The 18,185-nt window shown below is 52.5% G+C and carries 18 protein-coding genes and 2 pseudogenes; 11 read left to right on the forward strand and 9 right to left on the reverse strand.

Going from position 1 to position 18,185, the window contains the following annotated elements; genetic code table 11:
• From M979_RS21690 to M979_RS21700, 5 genes and pseudogenes are all read left to right on the forward strand, one after another.
• A pseudogene (locus tag M979_RS21690) lies at positions 1 to 1,110 on the forward strand (IS3 family transposase); the annotation flags it as partial.
• 44 nt (positions 1,111 to 1,154) lie between these two features.
• Positions 1,155 to 1,256: pseudogene (locus M979_RS23855) on the forward strand (DUF5431 family protein); the annotation flags it as partial.
• The gene (locus M979_RS23560) at positions 1,213 to 1,371 is read left to right on the forward strand and encodes a type I toxin-antitoxin system Hok/Gef family toxin (RefSeq protein ID WP_209439646.1); all 159 of its coding nucleotides are present in this window, start codon (positions 1,213 to 1,215) and stop codon (positions 1,369 to 1,371) included. The pseudogene M979_RS23855 and the gene M979_RS23560, both read left to right, overlap by 44 nt.
• A 504-nt stretch (positions 1,372 to 1,875) precedes the next feature.
• Positions 1,876 to 2,382: an antirestriction protein gene (locus M979_RS21695; protein ID WP_064556353.1), complete on the forward strand. Its 507-nt coding sequence runs from the start codon at positions 1,876 to 1,878 to the stop codon at positions 2,380 to 2,382.
• A 124-nt stretch (positions 2,383 to 2,506) separates the two neighbouring features.
• Entirely contained in the window at positions 2,507 to 2,767 is a 261-nt protein-coding gene (locus M979_RS21700) for a hypothetical protein (protein WP_157093289.1), read from the forward strand.
• 44 nt (positions 2,768 to 2,811) lie between these two features.
• Here the strand turns inward: M979_RS21700 and M979_RS21705 are convergent, their stop codons facing one another.
• The gene (locus M979_RS21705) at positions 2,812 to 3,081 is read right to left on the reverse strand and encodes a helix-turn-helix domain-containing protein (protein WP_064556355.1); all 270 of its coding nucleotides are present in this window, start codon (positions 3,079 to 3,081) and stop codon (positions 2,812 to 2,814) included.
• A 729-nt stretch (positions 3,082 to 3,810) separates the two neighbouring features.
• On the opposite strand from M979_RS21705, the gene M979_RS21710 reads away from it, so the two are divergent.
• From M979_RS21710 to M979_RS21725, 4 genes are all read left to right on the forward strand, one after another.
• Entirely contained in the window at positions 3,811 to 4,239 is a 429-nt protein-coding gene (locus tag M979_RS21710) for a hypothetical protein (protein WP_064556356.1), read from the forward strand.
• A gap of 84 nt (positions 4,240 to 4,323) precedes the next feature.
• Positions 4,324 to 4,656: a hypothetical protein gene (locus M979_RS23180; protein WP_083963956.1), complete on the forward strand. Its 333-nt coding sequence runs from the start codon at positions 4,324 to 4,326 to the stop codon at positions 4,654 to 4,656.
• A 107-nt stretch (positions 4,657 to 4,763) separates the two neighbouring features.
• The gene (locus tag M979_RS23655; RefSeq protein WP_209439647.1) at positions 4,764 to 5,327 is read left to right on the forward strand and encodes a DUF5983 family protein; all 564 of its coding nucleotides are present in this window, start codon (positions 4,764 to 4,766) and stop codon (positions 5,325 to 5,327) included.
• A 445-nt stretch (positions 5,328 to 5,772) separates the two neighbouring features.
• Positions 5,773 to 6,606, forward strand: coding sequence for a DUF932 domain-containing protein (locus tag M979_RS21725; RefSeq protein WP_064556357.1), 834 nt, complete (start codon positions 5,773 to 5,775; stop codon positions 6,604 to 6,606).
• Between the two features lie 90 nt (positions 6,607 to 6,696).
• Here M979_RS21725 and M979_RS21730 read toward each other — a convergent pair whose 3' ends face one another.
• Complete coding sequence (locus M979_RS21730; RefSeq protein WP_245164804.1) at positions 6,697 to 7,035, reverse strand: molybdopterin-guanine dinucleotide biosynthesis protein MobC; 339 nt, start codon at positions 7,033 to 7,035, stop codon at positions 6,697 to 6,699.
• Between the two features lie 280 nt (positions 7,036 to 7,315).
• Between M979_RS21730 and mobA the strand changes: the two genes are divergently transcribed.
• Both mobA and traI read left to right on the forward strand, forming a co-directional pair.
• Positions 7,316 to 7,660 carry a plasmid mobilization protein MobA gene (mobA, locus tag M979_RS21735; RefSeq protein ID WP_064556358.1) on the forward strand — a complete coding sequence of 115 codons (345 nt, stop codon included), beginning with the start codon at positions 7,316 to 7,318 and terminating at the stop codon, positions 7,658 to 7,660.
• A 1-nt stretch (position 7,661) separates the two neighbouring features.
• A complete protein-coding gene (gene traI, locus M979_RS21740) occupies positions 7,662 to 9,578 on the forward strand; it encodes a TraI/MobA(P) family conjugative relaxase (protein ID WP_064556359.1) in 1,917 nt (638 codons plus the stop codon).
• Between the two features lie 133 nt (positions 9,579 to 9,711).
• On the opposite strand, the gene M979_RS21745 is transcribed toward traI, so the two are convergent.
• The 7 genes from M979_RS21745 to M979_RS21775 form a co-directional block, all read right to left on the reverse strand.
• Positions 9,712 to 9,906 (reverse strand): hypothetical protein, encoded by a 195-nt coding sequence (locus M979_RS21745; RefSeq protein ID WP_064556360.1) that lies wholly within the window; start codon positions 9,904 to 9,906, stop codon positions 9,712 to 9,714.
• Positions 9,907 to 10,115: 209 nt separating this feature from the next.
• Entirely contained in the window at positions 10,116 to 10,643 is a 528-nt protein-coding gene (locus M979_RS21750; protein ID WP_064556361.1) for a phospholipase D family nuclease, read from the reverse strand.
• Positions 10,576 to 12,912, reverse strand: a complete 2,337-nt coding sequence (gene trbC / locus M979_RS21755) for an F-type conjugative transfer protein TrbC (protein WP_064556362.1) — start codon at positions 12,910 to 12,912, stop codon at positions 10,576 to 10,578. The genes M979_RS21750 and trbC overlap by 68 nt, the downstream gene beginning before the upstream one ends.
• Before the next feature lie 12 nt (positions 12,913 to 12,924).
• Positions 12,925 to 13,923, reverse strand: a complete 999-nt coding sequence (locus M979_RS21760) for a thioredoxin domain-containing protein (protein WP_064556363.1) — start codon at positions 13,921 to 13,923, stop codon at positions 12,925 to 12,927.
• A gap of 2 nt (positions 13,924 to 13,925) precedes the next feature.
• Positions 13,926 to 15,182 (reverse strand): secretion/conjugation apparatus DotM-related subunit, encoded by a 1,257-nt coding sequence (locus M979_RS21765; RefSeq protein ID WP_064556364.1) that lies wholly within the window; start codon positions 15,180 to 15,182, stop codon positions 13,926 to 13,928.
• Positions 15,183 to 15,276: 94 nt separating this feature from the next.
• Entirely contained in the window at positions 15,277 to 15,948 is a 672-nt protein-coding gene (locus tag M979_RS21770; RefSeq protein ID WP_064556365.1) for a hypothetical protein, read from the reverse strand.
• A gap of 65 nt (positions 15,949 to 16,013) precedes the next feature.
• Positions 16,014 to 18,158, reverse strand: coding sequence for a DotA/TraY family protein (locus M979_RS21775; protein WP_064556366.1), 2,145 nt, complete (start codon positions 18,156 to 18,158; stop codon positions 16,014 to 16,016).
• Positions 18,159 to 18,185: the final 27 nt, after the last annotated feature.

Raw genomic sequence — 18,185 nt, forward strand, 5'->3', positions numbered from 1 at the left:
TTCAGTGGTTCAGTGGTTCAGTGGTTCAGTGGCTAAATGGCTGAAAGTGTATGAAGAGCACGGAGAAGAAGGGTTACGCTCTCTCAAGATCGGTACAAAAAGAAATATAGCGATGAAGGATGATCCAGAAAAAGCAGCAATTGCACTGGAACGCTCGAAAGATCGACGCATTGAAGATCTTGAAAGACAAGTCCGGTTCCTTGAAATGCGGCTTACCTATCTAAAAAAGCTGAAAGCCTTAGCTCACCCCGTGAAAAAGTGAAAGTGATCAATGAGCTAAGGCAATTCTATCCTCTCGATGAGCTTCTCAAGGCAGCTCAGATGCCGCGTAGTACGTTTTATTACCATCTCAAAATGCTGAGTAAACCTGATAAGTATGCGGACGTTAAAAAGCGCATTGGTGAGATCTATCACGAGAATAGAGGTAGGTATGGGTATCGCAGGGTAACGCTGTCTCTCAGAAGATACGGAGAGAAAATCAACCATAAAGCAGTGCAGCGACTGATGGGTACCCTTTCGTTGAAAGCGGCAATAAAAATCAAACGCTACAGCTCCTACAGAGGAGAAACAGGGCAGACCGCTCCTAACGTTTTACAGAGGGACTTCAGGGCAACCCGGCCAAACGAAAAATGGGTTACTGATGTGACTGAATTTGCTGTGAAGGGGCGTAAGCTGTATCTGTCTCCTGTAATCGATCTCTTCAATAACGAAGTTATCTCTTACAGCATATCTGAAAGGCCAGTAATGAACATGGTCGAGAATATGCTTGTTCAGGCATTTGAAAAACTTAAGCCAAACGAACACCCAGTTCTGCACTCTGATCAGGGATGGCAGTATCGTATGAGAAGATATCACAATATACTTAAGGAACATGGAGTTATACAGAGCATGTCCAGAAAGGGTAATTGCCTGGATAATGCAGTTGTTGAATGTTTTTTCGGAACACTTAAGTCGGAATGTTTTTATCTTGATGAGTTCAGTAATATAAACGAACTAAAAGATGCTGTGACCGAATATATTGAATACTACAACAGCAGAAGAATTAGCCTGAAATTAAAAGGTCTGAGTCCAATTGAATATCGAACTCAGACCTATGAGCCTTGTGTTTAACTGTCCAACTAAATGGGGTCAGTACAACCCGAGGCTCAATCTGAATGCCTAGACACCATCAGATTAGCCGCTTATCCGCCGAAAGGCAAGGAGAAGTCAGCTATGAAACTGCCGCGAAACGCCCTGATCTGGTGCGTATTAATCGTGTGTTTAACGCTGTTAATATTCACATTCCTGACCCGGAAATCGCTGTGCGAAATCCGTTATAAGGACGGAACGCGGGAGGTGGCGGCTTTTATGGCTTACGAATCCGATAAGTAGCAACCTGTAGCGGGGGGAAACCCCCGCTTTTCAGGAGGCTGATAGTGTTGAAGGTCTGCCAGCAAGCGCCTTTATGAAGGGCTGTCCGGGTCACCGGGCGGCCCTTTTTCCGTTCTGATATCCCTTCTGCTCCGGCCCCGGAGTTGCGTGCGCTTGCAGCTGCCTGACGGCAGCGCCGCTTCCACTGGCCGCCGCTGGCGACCGCTAAGGAAAGCCGGTCAACCGGCTTTTTCCGGCGTCTCCTTTGCACTCTGTTCTGCGGTGTTCACTTTTGCTGTGACTGACGCTGCCCCGTTCCGGTTCATCAACAAGGGTGAAGGCTGACGCCCGCCGCCCTCACCCGTTCGCACTCTCTCCCTGTGGTCGTTCGCTTGCGCTGCGGCTTCCGGCTGCGCCCTTGTTTCTTCCCCTGATGGAACGGGGCGGCTGGGTGTCACAGCAACGTGCTCCCCGCCTCCTGAAAAATGGAAAAGGGGACACCAGAAAGAAGCCGAAGGAGAAAAAATGACTACCCCAGCTCAAACCACTCAGACTGACACCGCCCAGGTGACCCGTATTGAAATTACCGATCCCCGTCGCCGTCTGGCCTTTGTGCCCCGGTTGTTTGCGACAGCACTGGGGGAAAGCATGGCCGCGACCTTCCTGCGTAAACACAGCGATTACGACGGCGGGATGTGGCATTTCTATGAAGTCCCGCGCGGTATCAGTGGGCACGTTGCGGCGTGGACCGATATGGCCACCACCTGCCCAACCGGCTACATCGCCCCGCCAGACGGCACGTATCAGATGACGATCCCGGGAAACTATTTTGATGCAGAGGTTTCAGCCGATGCGGCCGGGATTATCGCGACGCTGTCTGTGCTTAACCAGCTGTGCTGGAAAGTGTTCGAGATGGGGAGCCAGTATGCGCAGACCTGTCAGGGGCTTATCGATCGTCAGGATGCGCTGAAGGATTATGTCAGCATCATTAATCACCCGGAAAGCAGTCTGATTTTCCGCGCAATCGACTGACCCGCCGCCGGACGCCACGCGCCCGGCTAAAAGAAAACCATGATAATGGCCACGCTGTGGCCATTTAACACAGGATGAGAACGTGATGACCCCTGAAAACACAATGGCTGGCATGGATGAACTGGTGAGAATTGCAAGTGAGGGAGGCTATCAGCCGGGGCGCGAACCGGACAATGCGGATCGTGCCGCCATTGCCGCGCAGGTACTCTGTCAGTTTGCGCACGCTAGCGGGCTGGATACGAGCGGCGAATCCGCCGAGACAATGTTAGTTGATTTACTGGCCAATCTGATGCATCTGAGTGACCGTCTGGAGACGCAGGGTGTTGCCTGTCTGCTGAATGTGGCCGCGATGCATCACGATGATGAGGTTCGGGATCCGGGTTGATTTGGCCGCCCTGCTGAAGACCCCGCGCATCGAGCGCGGGATCTTCAGTGCCCGGCCTGTGACCCCGGCGAACGACTGCCGTTGTGCATCGTCCGCAGGAGGTTGAGCAGCGGCTCCTGATGCTTCTTTTGCACCATGGTGGACAGTAAATTTTCACTACTCAGCGCGAGGGCGGCCAGCGCCACCATGCGTTTGACCTGATCACAGTTTTCATAATCTTTGTAGGTTCGCAGGCTCACGCCCAGCTCTTCCGCCGCTTTATCCCGGCTCCAGCCGAAACTTTTTCGCCATAATCGCAGATCATAACCGGTCATTTTGATATCCAGAAAAGTGCAGTAATTGCACTTAATTTAAAGGGTATATGCAAAGGATTCAATATAAAAAAGGGCAATAATTGCACTTAATTAGATGTGCTAACTGAGTGCTGAATATGATGAAAAAGGGCAGAAACTGCACTTTATTTTTACGGTGTTAATTCGCAAAACCTGGCTGAACGGACAGCAGTAAGGGCCTGAAAAAATGCATGCCACCCCGTGGCCCCTTCGGCTCCCCGTCCGGAGGCCGGGTCGTCGCCTGCACTCCAGTGGGCGGCGCGCAGCCCCGCCAACTTCCGCAGAGCCACCGGGGTGTCTCTGTCCTTGCGGATAGCAAGCGATGCCTGAACTGCCCGCTTGCAGCTGCCACAGGCAGCAGCCGCTCTCACTGGCCGCACGGCGGCCGCTCAGGATAACGGGCCTGTAGCCCGCTTCTGTCGTCCCTTTTGATTCCTGTGTTGCGGTGTACCTGTGGCCGTGACAGACGCTGCCCCGGCCCGTGCCATTCACAAGGGTAAAGGCTGACGCCCGTTTCCTCCCCCGTTCGCGCGCCTTCCCGATGGTCAGTCGCTTGCGCTGCGGCCTCGGACACGCCCTTGTGCCTGTCACTGATGGGACGGGGCGGTCTTGAGTCACGGCCCCAGGCTCCCCCGCTTCCGAAAAAGGAAAGAAAAGGGAAACGCCAGAAAGAAGCCGGGGAAAATTCAACACTCTGTCGGAGATAACGTTATGAGCGAACTGGTTTTTTATCCTGTAGACGGTTTTCACTATGAAGACGCGTACCTCGATGGCGACGTCTACAAAAACGGCTGGGGTCAGACGCTGGAGACACTGAACTCCTTTGGCGGGAATTACGTTCTGATCTCCCTGACTGAAGCACGTGAACGCATCCGTGCCGCTGCCGGCAAACCGGTTCGCGAAATTACCGAAGCAGAATTTACCGAAAAGCTCTACATGCTCCCGCCGATGAACTGGCGCGCCGGTGTCAGCTCGCAGTCATTCAAATTCATGGAAATGATTTGCCAGGACGTCACCGATATTTTTGCTGAAGTGGACGGGCGTTTTTTCACGCTGGCGGATAAAAGCAGCCTGAGCCATGAGCAGATCATCAACCGGATCACTGAGGAGGTGCTGAAAACCGAAGAGAAAGGGCAATAAAAAAGCAGAGCGAGCGCTCTGCTTATTCACTCCGGCCTGTTCGAGCAGGTCGGATAATTCAGATGTCAGTTATGAGGACAAATCATGAAAGACAAATTCATCGTCGCATGTCAGGAATATTTTGTAAAGCAGCAGGGAGAGAGAAGGACACAACAGCGGCAGGAAGAAATCAGGAAAGACAAATTCATCGCTGCATGCCAGGAATATTTTGTAAATCAGAAGGGAGTGAGAAGGGCGCAACAGCGGCAGATCCGCGAAACCCTGCCAGAGGATGCCATCACGCGACGTCTGCGCATACTGGCCAAAATTATTGCCCGCTGTGAGCGCCGTCATCAGCCGGTGCGTATACCGGCACTGAATGGGGCTGAATGGGGTCAGGTACTCCGGACGCTGGAACTGAAACGGGCGTATGCCTGACAGGTTGCCGCCCCCGCAGGGGGGCGGTTTTTTAAGTGCTGCTGTTTTCGACCGGCATTGAGCCGGACGGAAACAGAAAGTCGACGCTGACAGACCGGAGAACGATGATGAAATACACCTTAAATGCCCCTTATGGCGTCACCGCCATTCAACTGGACAACGGTGATGAAGCCCTGTATCTGCACGGCGAGTGCCTTGTCCTTGCCGATTTTCATCTGCGTGATGATTCCGTGATTGCCACAGGTGAACGCATGGCTGAGGTGCTGGGCGTGCCGTTCACGTTTCTTACGCTGCCTGAGCCGGAGAATGAAGAGTGGTGCTGGAATGAGGTGGTGGAGGCGCTGGGCTGGGGTAAATCCATGAAGCTGGGCCGTATGGTGATGCGTCCGGTTCTGGAGTGCTGTATCTCGCATATCACCGCTGATGACAACACGCTGCTGACGGAGCTGTGCCGCGAAAAATTTGAAGGGGAGTGGATCATGGATACCGGCGTCGGGTATCTCATTCGCCTGGATGCACGGATGCACCCGCTGATGCATCTGAAGCGCTTTGGTTTATCCCGCGACGCACGCTGGCTGATTGCCTGGTGTATGAAACACGCGGATATCAGCATGATCCACTTCTCACAGACAGGGGACGAGCTGGAGCCATTTACGACCTTTGACTGGTAATTCTGTCCCGGCACCTGCCGGGCGGTTTTGTTGTCCGATCACCGATCCGGTATTCGCCATCATCTCCGCCCGGGCTTGCAGCAGGCCACAGGCCTGCGCCGCCCCGGCACTGCCGCTACCACGTCAGTGTAAGGCCGGGGTGATGCCACCTCGATGATTTCCTTCCGGCGTGTTCCTTTTCATCTGTCGCTGTACTCACCTGCCTGCTTCGTGACAGAACGTATCCCGGACCGGTTATGCCACAAGGGTAAAAGGCTTGCGCCCGCTGTCTCCCCCGTTCGCACTTTCTCCCTCCGGTCGTGCGCTTGCGCTGCGGCCTCGTCATCGCCCCTGCGTCATTCCCTGAAGGCCCGGGATGTTCTTGTGTCACGGCAGGCGGCCACCGCGACAGATAATCTGAAGCAGCCCACGCCAGAAGAAACCCGACACCCCAAAGGAGAAAAAAATGACCCGTTTAGCATCCCGTTTCCGTGCCATGAATGTGATCCGCAAAGAACGCGCCCTGACCAATGAAGAGCTGATGAGACACGTTCCAAGTGTATTTTCAGAAGAAAAACATGAATCACGTAGCGACCGTTACACCTACATTCCGACGATCACCCTGCTGGATAATCTGCGCGCGGAAGGGTTCCAGCCGTTCTTTGCCTGCCAGACCCGCGTGCGTGACAGCGGAAAGCGTGAGCATACCAAACACATGCTGCGCCTGCGCCGTGAAGGTCAGATCATGGGAAAAGAAGTGCCGGAAATTATTTTGCTGAACAGTCATGACGGGAGCAGCAGCTATCAGATGATCCCTGGCATGTTCCGTTTCGTCTGTGCGAACGGCATGGTCTGTGGTCAGAGCTTCGGGGAAATTCGGGTGCCGCACAAAGGGGATGTAGTCGGGAAAGTCATTGAGGGCGCGTATGAGGTGCTGGGGATTTTTGACCGTGTCACTGAGTCGCGTGAAAAAATGCAGTCCATTACGCTCAAACCGGAAGAGCAGCGCATTTTTGCGGAGCTGGCGCTTGACTGGAAATATGACGGAAAAGGGGACGGTAAGCACATCCCAGTGACACCGGATGCGGTACTGAATGTGCGTCGTCATGAAGACAAATCAGATGATTTGTGGACCACCTATCAGCGTGTGCAGGAAAACATGATCAAAGGTGGTGTGACGGGACGTAGTGCGCAAGGGAAGCGTCAGAGAACACGCCCGGTGACCGGTATCGACGGGGATGTGAAACTGAACCGGGTGCTGTGGGAAATGGCGGAACGAATGAAACAACTGAAATCATGATGGGAAAGCGGCAGGGATAATCCCTGCCTTTTTTGATTGTGCAGGTGTGTGGCATACAGGTATTGAACCTGCATGTCACACATTAGCGTTTCAGTTAGTCTGCTGACCATTTACCGCCGGTTGGTCTGCCGGAGTGGTGACCGTTCTGGTCTGACGCACTTTCTTACCGGTTTTCTTTTTGCTGTTCAGGATGTCGCGAACGGCTTTAATACCGACAGTGATCTCCACCGATTCCAGTGCCGATTTGATATCTTCCGCGCTATATCCCTTCGATTCTGAAAGCAAAATAATTTGCGGCATGAGCTGTTCGAGCACGCTCGACTTTGTCAGTCGTTTTTCTGTCAGATCGGGTAAATCATCCAGCGCCGACTTTGCCAGTTCCACATCATCAGCGGTAAACCATTTCTTGTCTGTTTTTGTGTCCATCATTTTCCGTTTCCTGCTACTCAGAGGGTCATCATTTCAGCAGGATTATAAACCTAACTGGGGATGCAAGCCAAACCCCCGCTTTTCTGGCGTAAGCCGGTGACGGCGAAGAAAAAATCACATATACTTCTGAGCAAGAATCGAAATCATGTGTAAAACGTGGGACAGGGTATGTTTTGTTGAACCGCCTGCACGCAGACGGTCCCCCAAAACGGCCTGGTCAGGACTCCGTCCCGACACCCTATGAATCGTGCCCACCTCAGAAGTGGTGGTGGAGTGGATTATGAGTAAGAGTGAAAAACGCCAGCGTGGGGTGTTATTTCTGGGAATACGCTGGTATCCCGAAGAGAAAGAACAGGTAGTGGAAAGTGCGCGCTCAGCAGGTCTGAGTGCAGGAGAATATCTCCGGCGTTGTGCCCTCGGTCGTCGCATTGTGGCCAAAGGGGATTCACGCCAGATGAAAGAAATTATGAAACTCGGTGGCCTGCAAAAGCATCTGTATCTGGAGATGCAAAAGCAGGGGATGATGACCACCGAGCTGAGCAAGCAGTTTGCAGAAACACTGACCGCCCTGCAGATTGCCCTGATGAAGTTTGATGCGAAAAGCCTGAATAATACTGAGGACTGATATGCTTGCAGTGGTTCCACCTAAACGTCGTGACGGTAACTCCAGCTTTGTGAAGCTGGTGTCGTATACCGTTTGTCGTGAGGATGTGAACCTGAGCGAAACGCTGTCTCCGGATAACCCGACTTTCCGTCTCCCACGCTCTGAAGAAGCTATCTTTAACAACCTTGTCAGTTATGCCACCCGTAACGCATTGCCTGATTCTGATGATGTGATCGCGATGTTCCCTGATGGTCGCCAGCAAGTGAAATTCGACAAGGTCGTGTGTGAAACCAATTGTTTTTCTCTGGCGTCCGCCGCCTCAGAAATGAACATGGTCGCGATGCAGAACGCTCGCTGTAAGGACCCGGTTTACCACACTATTCTGTCGTGGCCAGAAGGTGAGCGTCCGACGCATGACCAGATTTTTGAGTCTGCCCGTCATTGTCTGAAAGGGCTAGGTATGGCTGACCATCAATATGTTTTTGCCATCCACGATGACACCGATAACCTGCATGTTCATCTGTCGGTTAACCGTGTGAACCCGGTGACCTATAAAGCGGCCTCGTTATATAACGACCACTTTGTGCTGGACCGTTGTTGTCGTGAAATGGAGCTGAAACACCAGTGGAAACATGACAACGGACCGTATCGTGTCAATGACCAGGATATGGTTGTTCGCAATAAAAACTTCTATAAACCGGCACCGGCTGCGGCCCGTCGTCTGGAGTTTTTCAGCGATAAAGAAAGCCTGCATACCTACGCTGTTGACCATTGTCGTGACAAAATTGAAACGCTGCTTATGTCTGATCAGCAGTATCAATGGGATGATATTCATGATGTGTTTCATGCGGCGGGGCTGGAGTTACGGCAGAAAGGGACAGGGCTTGCCATCTATGACATCAATGATGATTCACAGATCCCATTGCGTGCCAGTCGCCTGCATCCTGAGCTGACACTTGCCGATCAGCAGGAACACATTGGCGCTTTTGAGCTGGCACCGAAAAGGGATGATGCCCCCGGTCGACTGGTTCAGAACTGCGTCCCTGTTGAATCCCTGTATGACAGTCTTCTTCATTGTCGTGACCGTGGCGCGCGTGCAGAACGTCGCATTGCACGTGCTGAAGCGCGGGAAGATTTGATTGGCCGTTACAAGTCTTATAAGAATGGGTTTGTCCGTCCGGATCTCTCAAAAGATGACATGCGCACGCGTTTCCGTGAGGTTGCAGCAGAGTACCGTGTCAGGAAAAATCACGTTCGCCTGGTGCAGCGTGATCCGTTGCTGCGCAAGCTGATGTATCGTGCGCTGGAAGTCGATAAGATGAAGGCCATGTCCGCGCTGAAAATCCAAATCCGGACAGAGCGCGATGCCATCAAGGCTTCGCCTGATGCCCGACCATTATCGTACCGGGCATGGGTGGAAGTGCAGGCGAGCCAGCTGGATGCCGCAGCTGTTTCCCAGTTACGTGGCTGGGCTTACAGACAACAACGTCAGAACAGAACCGCGCCGATTTCAGGTAATGTTTTCCTTAATGCTGTCGCAGATGATGTGAAGCCTGCCACTATTCGTGGCTATGAAACGACGGTGAAACGTGACGGTGCAGTGGTCTATTCGTCCGGGGGGAAACCTGTACTGATGGACAGAGGTGTGCTGATTGAAGTGGCTGATGCTCCCGAAGAGCGTGGAAAAAATCTCGCCATGGCGATGCATATTACTGCGCAGAAGAGTGGTGAGCGGTCGGAAATTCGTGGGGACACTGCCTTTGTCCGGGATGCCATTGGGCGTATACCGCACTTTAATTCCTCGTCGGGTAAGACCGTGCCGTTGACCCATCCCGTACAACGTCAGTGGGCGGGCTATGATGCGCCTAAACCGGCTGAAGAGAAACAGGTCGTGCCGCAAAACGCTGCGCCGCGCTACACACCACCAAAACCGCAATGACGGGGTGGTGATAACAGGATCAGGGAGTACGGGGGCTTGCATACCTTCCGGATGCCAGGGCAGTGTGGCTTGATACTGACCCTGGCATTTCCCTGATACCCAGCAGGACTCGTTACATCATGAATCTTCCACCTTAGTGGATGTCATCATCTCCGCTAAACCTGCCTTCTTCAGCGGCCGCCATATCGGCCATAAAATCCAGAAGCAGCGTGACCGCCTGGGGTCGAGTGATAGCACCGGCTTTATAACGGTCGAGGATAGCGGCCAGATAGTCCGTCATATTAAACATCGGACTTTCCATTGGGATGAGTTCATCAGGATCTTTCATAAGATTTTATGCTTTCAGAGGGCGGATTAGCGGGATATTGCATCAAGCATATGCGAGTTAAAATTCCCTGCAAATATTTCTGTTACAAATTCCGCGTTACATCATGAAATTCGGGAAAATTCCTAATACTTTCCAGAAGAATATTCCGCCCACCTTTCTGGTTATCCACGTTATTGTCACACATGGTGATCATTACCGGAAACTTCTGGCTATTTCATGGGGTTATCTGGCTCAAATGATTCTCCCCAGAGGCGTTCAAATTCCTGCTGATAGGCTGTGGCGGTGGCCCGATGATCCCACACAACCAGGGTGTTTTCTGCATTTCTCCGGCTGGCGCTGGAGGTGTAATTAAACGAGCCGGTTTGCGTTGTCACACCATCCGCCACCATGAATTTGTTGTGCTGAATAGCATATTTCCCGTTAAGCCGGACGGGGACTCCCTGCCTCTGAAGCCAGGTCACGGCGGAATACTTTCCACCGTTGTCTTTCGCATCTGCCAGTACCCGGACTTTTACGCCCCGCCGTTGTGCCGCCAGCAGGGCTTCGGCAACCTGTCGGCTGGTAAAGCCATACGCTGCGACATCGAGCGAACTGCGCGCGCTATTTGCCACATTCAGGACGTTCAGTGTCGCGCTGTTGCCGGGTGAAAATCCGACGGTAATGCGTGTTTCAGTAGCGGTTGAAGTCAGGGGAGTGATTAAAATCGTCAGTAAAAGCGTGTTGCGCCAGATTTTCATAATAGCTGTCCTGAATTTGGTCATCGCCAGCCTGTGCCGGTGTGAACGAATGGGAAGAAGCAGGCGAGGGTTCGACGGTGTGGGGTAAGGTTTCCGCATTGCCTGCTGTGGTCTTTATGCTGTTGTTGTTCTTGTGTGCCTGTTCCACGCGTTTTTTCGAGATGCGCACGCGTGCCACTTCGCTGACACACCCATAACGACCCTGTGTTTTTTCCAGCACCTGAGTGGCTGTTTCAAAGAGCAGGGCCGCTCTTTCTTCCGGGGGGCAGGTAAAGTCATTACGGTTATCCAGATCGGTGGCCAGTGTGACCAGCGCGCTGAGGGTTTTATCTTTGATCCGTGCGCCTTGTTTACTGTTCCATGCCTCCGGTGACGTCATGAGGCAGACATCGAGGATGGCGCGGATATTTTGCTGGGATACCGGGCGACGTCGTTCAGCGGCCGGGACTTCCTTGCACAAATCATTAAAGTCAGGGCGGCGGAGCGGCACATAGCGGTTAATTCTGACCTTCAGCTTTGAGATTTTGTCTTCATCCGGAATGTGGATGGAGTTGCTACGCACCTGGCGGTCTTCAAAAACGATAATGCCTTCCCCTGCGGCCAGTGCCTTCAGCTCAGACAGCTGGATGTTGTCCCGTTCGCGAAACTCGACGGTACTTGCATCTTCATAACCGCCCATATTGTTCTTATCCATACGGACCTGTTCGGCGTAGTGACCGGTGCCGCCTACCGCACGGATCATCTTCAGGGTGTCTTCCGTATCTTCCGTCTTCATGAACTGTTTGGTGCCGAGGTTGGCATTGACGGAATAGACTTCCTTGCCGTGACGCAGCATCGCCTGAATATCCTGGGCGAGAATAACCAGCATGTATTTCAGGCTTCGCATCTGGGCCGCCAGTTTGGCGAGTCCGGGGGCAAAGTAGTACCCGACTTCATCACAGAGCACCATAAACGGGAACTTGCTGGCGAACTTCTTCACCGTCAGCGTGTGTTCCGGCGAGCCCTCGATATGGTTCCCCAGGTCTTTGGCGATGTTCATCTGGATATCTGAGATAAAGAGTTTACCGAGCGTGGACGCCTCGTTATCGGACAACTCCAGTGCGGGTATCAGAACCACCAGGGTACGGTCATTATGCAGAATATCCTGCATATCGATGTCGCCGCCGGTTTTGGGGAAGATATGGCCATAGGTGTCGTTAAACATGCCGAGCATTCGGGTGAACTGCTGGATAAGAAATCCGTGCTGATCCAGCGCACCCTGTGACCATTCTGCCGGGCGGTTGACCAGACGCATGTCAAAACCTGCCAGGTTCGACAGGTAGTTTTCCATCGGCTTGTAGCCTTCCTCATGCCAGTTCTGCTCCAGCGCCTCCCGGTACAGGCCCACGAACTTTACCAGGGGGAAGTAGGACTGAATGACGTCCTGAGTCAGAGAAATATTGTCCCGGGCTCGTTTGTAACACAGAGCATAAATCAGGGCGTTTCGCATGGCGCGGGCCTTATCCTTCCAGCCCTCGTCACTGCCGTTGCTGCTTGGCATCAGGGATTCCATCAGCTGCGTGATGAACGTCGGGCTGCCGTGGGCGAACGGGTTGGTGGAGTTGGTCTGCGGGCGGGATTTGTCCCCGGCCAGCAGTTTCCGGAATTTGTCATCGTTACCGGTGATGAAGTTGAGCACATGCCAGTCATCTTCCTGTCCGAACCGTCTGGCCATCGACCAGGTGGCAACCGCCAGGTCAATCTGCGCCTTGCCGTCCGATATGCAGCAACCCCGTGCCCAGCACAGGGAGTTCAGGTACAGCGAGTACAGGGTTTCCGTTTTACCGCCGCCGGTCGTGGCCATGATTTGCATATGACGCAGTGCATCATCTGACTCCAGCCACAATTCGCGGCCACGGTCGCGTCCGCGCCCGGTGCCGAGGCATAACACCCCGGACGCTTTCCGGCGTATCAGCTTTGGCAGGTTCAGGTTCAGCCACGGAATATTGCGGCTCAGTTCGCGCTCAGTGGATAAATCCAGACCGCCGACATCCATCGGTATGCGCAGGGGAAGGCGGAAGAGCTGATCGCTGAAGCCGACCAGGAGCACAATACACACCGGCAGGGATATCAGCAGCGTAGCGGGCCACAGCACACCCAGCGTTAAGGCAAAAACGAGGAAGAACTGGACGGTGAACGGGGCCAGCATAAGCTGTTCAACCATTTCTGTTCTCACCTGTCGGCTGATCAGGCTGTCTTTTACCTGCGTTTTACGTTTACGAGTTTCCATCTGGTGTCATCCTTATGGCTGGCTGTCGAGAAACGCCTTAATGGCTTCATCACTGGTCATGACCTGTAGTGGGATCATCCGGCCATCGTCACTGATAACCGTTGGTGTGCCGGGAAGCTGGAACATATCCAGTGCCATGTCATTGCGCGCCAGCGCATCGAAGCCCGCATCGCAGCTCACCGGGGCCACGTTCTGTGCCGGATTGAGCATCCCTGCACCGATATCAAACAGGTCGCGCCACAGGCCTGCGCGTTTTTCTGCCGGCGCGCACAAGACGGGCGCCACACGCTCAGCCGTTGTGGCTTTACCCACCATCGTGACCGGGAAAATGACCACGTTGTATTGCCCGGCTATGGCCTGGACAGTCGGTTCGAAAATACGGCAGTTTCCACACTCCGGATCGGAGAACAGATACAGTGTCCGGGGATGGCCGGTAGACAGTGAAACGGTGTAGCTGCCGTTCGCGGCTGCGGTGCTCAGACGCTGTGCCAGTAACTGACGGGCTTCTGCCATTTCCTGCTCAGACAGGCGGCCAGGCTCGTTTATGGACGACTCCGGTGCGGACGGTGCTGCTGGCGCCTGTGCGATAACCGGTGGTGTCGGCGTTTGTTGCATCAGTCGCCCGGTAGAAATGTTAGTCGGCATCAGCAGCTCAGCCGGGGAACTACGGGTGACGTGCCCGGCAATAAAGCCGGCCAGCAGGGTGAGGCTCAGTACCGCGGCGGGCACCAGTTTGCGGCGCAGCTGGCTGGGGGTATCCATCTTGCCAAAGGCATCAGCCGTGCTGGTCAGCGCCTGGCGGGCTTCAATTTCACTGGTGGCCAAAAAGAGACGGGTGTGGGCATATTCTTCCATCAACCACAGCCCGTATTTGCCTTCCTGCTCTTTAATGACCAGATGGTAAGGCGCTTTACGCCGGCGGGAGACAGTGAACAGTTCGTCAGTATTTTTCAGTACACGCACCTGGCGGCCAGATGAGTGGGTGGTCCAGGTATCAATTAAATTGGTCATGGTTATCTCATTTTTGGTTTGAAAGTGTGTACGTGGCGGTGAACGTGAGGCTCCTGCTCAGCAGCTGCGGAGGTGTCATCCTCGTCGTCATCATCCTCTTCACCGTCGTCTTGTGGGGTTGCCGGTGATGCCTTCATTTCTTCTGCGACGGCACCGAGATTGCGCAGATCGGCTTCCAGTCCTTCAATGGCCAGTCGCATGATGGGACGGTCCAGGTGGATGCCGTACTGTGCGGACACGGTTTCCCAGTGGGCCTGACTGACCACCGCAGTTCCTTCAATAAAGGGCCACGGGCGACCCGTCGACGCCAGGGCGTACCAGAGTGTCCGGTCGAGGCCCTTCAGCCAGCGATAACGCCGGATGGGCAGGTGCAGGTCGTTGTCGTGCAGCGCCTGTATTGCGGTTCTGGCATAGCGATAGCGCCGGATCCACTCGATAGCGTCTGGCGTGGAGATGACGCGCCGGAAGGCGGCATCTGCCAGAGAAAGGTTGGGGTATCCCGTTTTGTTACGGTATTTACGGTCGGTTTTCAGCGTGGAACGGTTGAGCGTATCGACGAGGGCTTCTGCCTCTTTGCGCTTGTCCAGGAAATGCTGCAGGCCAAAGATGGCGAACATGGCTCGTTCGTGATCGGAGAACTGTTCAAACCGTTGTGCCGGCGTGCTACCTGATGTAAAGGCCTTCCCCAGCTGGGCAAAAAAACAGGCTTCTGCCAGGTCGTGGCGCAGCTGGCGGTTCACAACCAGTCTGTTTTCTTTTGCAAACTCCTCCGGTGAGGCCGCGCTGCGGTGCTCTTCCGGATCTACATTGAGCAACTGGGTCTTTTTGTCGCCGTAATTCAGTGCAGGAATAATGGCGGGTGAAAAGACAGACATAATGCGCGGGAGTGTCCGGATGGAGATATCGCGCCGCGTTCTGCTGGCCTGGTGGCCACGCACGGCGAGTACACCAAACACGACTACCGGCACCAGGAACAACAAAAGAATACCGGCGGTCAGGTCCATCACGGAGAAGAACTCAGACCAGGAAACGTTCTGCGCATTATTGTGCGTGTTGACCAGAAGGTTGATACGCCAGGCGGCAAGGTGGTGAGTCTGCGGGATGTCAGCCAGACTCCAGAAAAAGTACAGAAACAAGGAGGTGTACTCGACCACGGTTTCCCGGAAGAAGATGGCGAGAACAATCAGTACAACAATCAGGCCGACAGCGGCCAGCGACCAGTCGTTAGAAGACTGGTCGTCACGGTTAGGAGGTGCCATAAGAGGTTCCAGTGATGTATTTAAGGCAAAAGAAAGGGCACCTGCGAAGAGGTGCCCTGTACTCAGGAGATTGTCGGTAAGGAGACGTCAGTCGTTAGTTGAAGCGTGACATGACCAGATTCAGGTTGTTTTCGTCCGCGATACGACGCGCATGGTGTTCAACGAAACCGGGAACACTATTTTCATAACGATAGTTTCGATTACGCATGGCTGATAATCGCTCAAACAATGCTGGAGCATGTTTATGTTCAACTATGACAAACGGAATATCGGGCTTTCCAGTGTAAATGGTTAAACGCCTACCTTGAAGCTCTGCAGATGTGAAGCTGTTCATATCGAACCCCATCACTAAGTAATCTTTGGGGACGAATAAAGTTCTCATACTTGTATTTGTGTGAGCTATGACCAACAAAATACCATTTTTAATATCAATGCCTGCATAATGCGAGCCGGTAATGGTTTTACATTCATCACATTTTAGCGGTTCAAAAAAACCAACCTTTTTGAAGTGGTTCAAAAAAAGGTTTCGCTGTTTTCTCTGTTTGATACAAATGATTAATATCGATAAAAGTATCGCAGTTAAAGCTGTGCAAGATATTAACAGGTAGTTGTAATCACCTGTGGACGAGTTTACATAGTGAAAATATGAAGCCCAGCAGTAAAATATCAAAACGGGTATACCACAAAACACACCCATCATGATGGTTGTGAATAGAAGTTTAAATGACAAGGTCGGTCTGTAAGGGTCGAGGTTTTTTACAATCATAATATTCTCCTTTTATTTTCTTCTATTTTATATTATGTGGAAGGTAAAACAAATATAAAATTTATTTATTTGAACCCGTTATCAGACCCACCACTATTTTTATCCTCTATTTTCTTGAACCCAGGTGTTGATCCCATTTTTCCACCGAATCCTGCGAACATATTTCGTGTCGACTCAACGGCACCTTTCATTATCTGTGCAGCTTCTCTCCCACCCAACCATGCAATTACATAGTCCGGCATATAAACTTGCAAACTGAAAGCTGAAGATACCAGCATGGTACACATCCTTGCATAGATCATGAGGATCCCAATCATACTTGCCAGACCTGTAACCGACTCGGCTTGCACGTTAGCCATGGCTGGCACAATCAGAAAATTCAAGAGTGTACCTATCGCAACCACTACCAGACTGGCAAAGAAAAAGCCGAATACCATAAGTCCTGGTCGAATAGCTGCATCGATGAGGAAGATGTATCCGTATGTCGCCCTGCTACCTTTGTCAGATTCTGTTCCGATATGTGTCCATGCCCATAACGTACCAGCTGTCGTTCCAATTAACACTGTAGCGAGCCAAGACGTACAAGCTGTTATCCAATATATAAATGGAATAAATGGTAAGAAAATAGATAGTGAGAAACCAACACTTACCAAGATAAATAAAATGAAGTAAATAACTGGAGCAATAGCTGATAGAACGCCATCTGCAACATTTCCCGCTCCAGATAGTCCGTTTATTATTACTGCGAGTCCATTACCTCCCGTTGCCACGCTGACTGCAACCTTTGCCGCTGTATAAGCCGCAAGCGTAGCCTCAGCTGCTCCTAATGTATAGTCCCCTATGGATTTCATACTTAGCAAGGGGTTTGACTGGTTGTTAAAGTCACCACTGCCACTCTTGCTGAGGATATTTATAATTCCATATGTTCCTTGTTGAGTTAAAGGCATTAACTCTAATAACGCTGAGTTAGCAGACGGTGTGTCGCTCGAAGAGTCTTTTAGTCTATGGTTGACTGAACCTAATGGTGTTGTATAAGTCGAGTTCTGTCGTTGGGTGGCAATAACCTGACTTATTTCTTTGTTCAAGCCGGTCACTCCTATTTCCCCAAGGTTAGTTGCGCTTGAGACAATTGGTACTTTTCTGGCTATGCTACTAACTTTATTATTTGCTGTGGCAAATGACTGATACCATGCGCCCAAAACTATCCAGCCATTCTTTTTAATATAGTCATTCATTTCACTGCGAATTTTATTTTCATCATTAATACCTGATATCGCCCGGTTAATGGTGTTTTCATATTCCTGTGCTGCCTGGTAAACGATTTTCTCGGAGTCGGGCAGCTTAGAGCCGTTACCTTCCTGGTAGCTCCGGTACGCGCTGACATAGTTTTGTGCCGCAGCTGACAGTGTGGCGTTCATGGTTCTGAAGGCATTTAACTGGGCAGCTTCCACCGGGGCTGTTGTCGCCGTGGTCTTAAAACCATACCAGGTTGTGTCATCTGAAGACTCGGGGATACGCACTGTGCCACACAGTGCGCTGCCGTTCGTGACACGAATTTCACGCCCGTTACCGGAGGTTTGCGTCCCCATTGGCGGGGTGCTGCTGCTGCCGTACTGGTGCATTTCTGCCTGTTCTGTATTGGTTGCAGCCTGGCAGAGGTACATGCCAAAGATCCCCCGGGATGCGTCCACCGTCTGACCTGCGACGGGTTGAACGATCATCGACTGACCGGCCATGATTGAGTCTGCTGCGCTGTCCACCAGGAGGTTTGCACTCCCCACGCCCATGATACTGGCCGTCCACAGAAACACCAGATTGGAAATGGACCAGCCCGACGGGGTAGGGATGAGGGACATAAAGCCGACAAGGGATGACACGGGCGCCATGACGGTGTTGCCATCACCGAATACGCGACCACGGTTACCTGACAGTACGGTTGCGCGCAGGGCGATGGCCACAAACCAGACAAAGGCCATGCCGGAGACGATGCCGTTAAACACGCCATACAGCACGCCAATAAAACTGGCCGTGGTGGGCTGAAGCGGGTTGTTTACCACATCACCAAAAACCATCACCATCATCTGTCGGGAGAGGTCTGTGGAACGGGTGGCGGCCGAGTTGATGGAGTCAAAACCAATATTGTCGGCCAGTGCAGGCCATGACAACGCCGCCAGTGCAATGACCGGCAGCAGTCTCAGAAGCAGTTTCATAGGGTGTTTCCTGACGTCAGATCCCCG

Source organism: Buttiauxella noackiae ATCC 51607 (genome assembly GCF_001654865.1).
GTDB classification, from domain to species: Bacteria; Pseudomonadota; Gammaproteobacteria; order Enterobacterales; family Enterobacteriaceae; genus Buttiauxella; species Buttiauxella noackiae.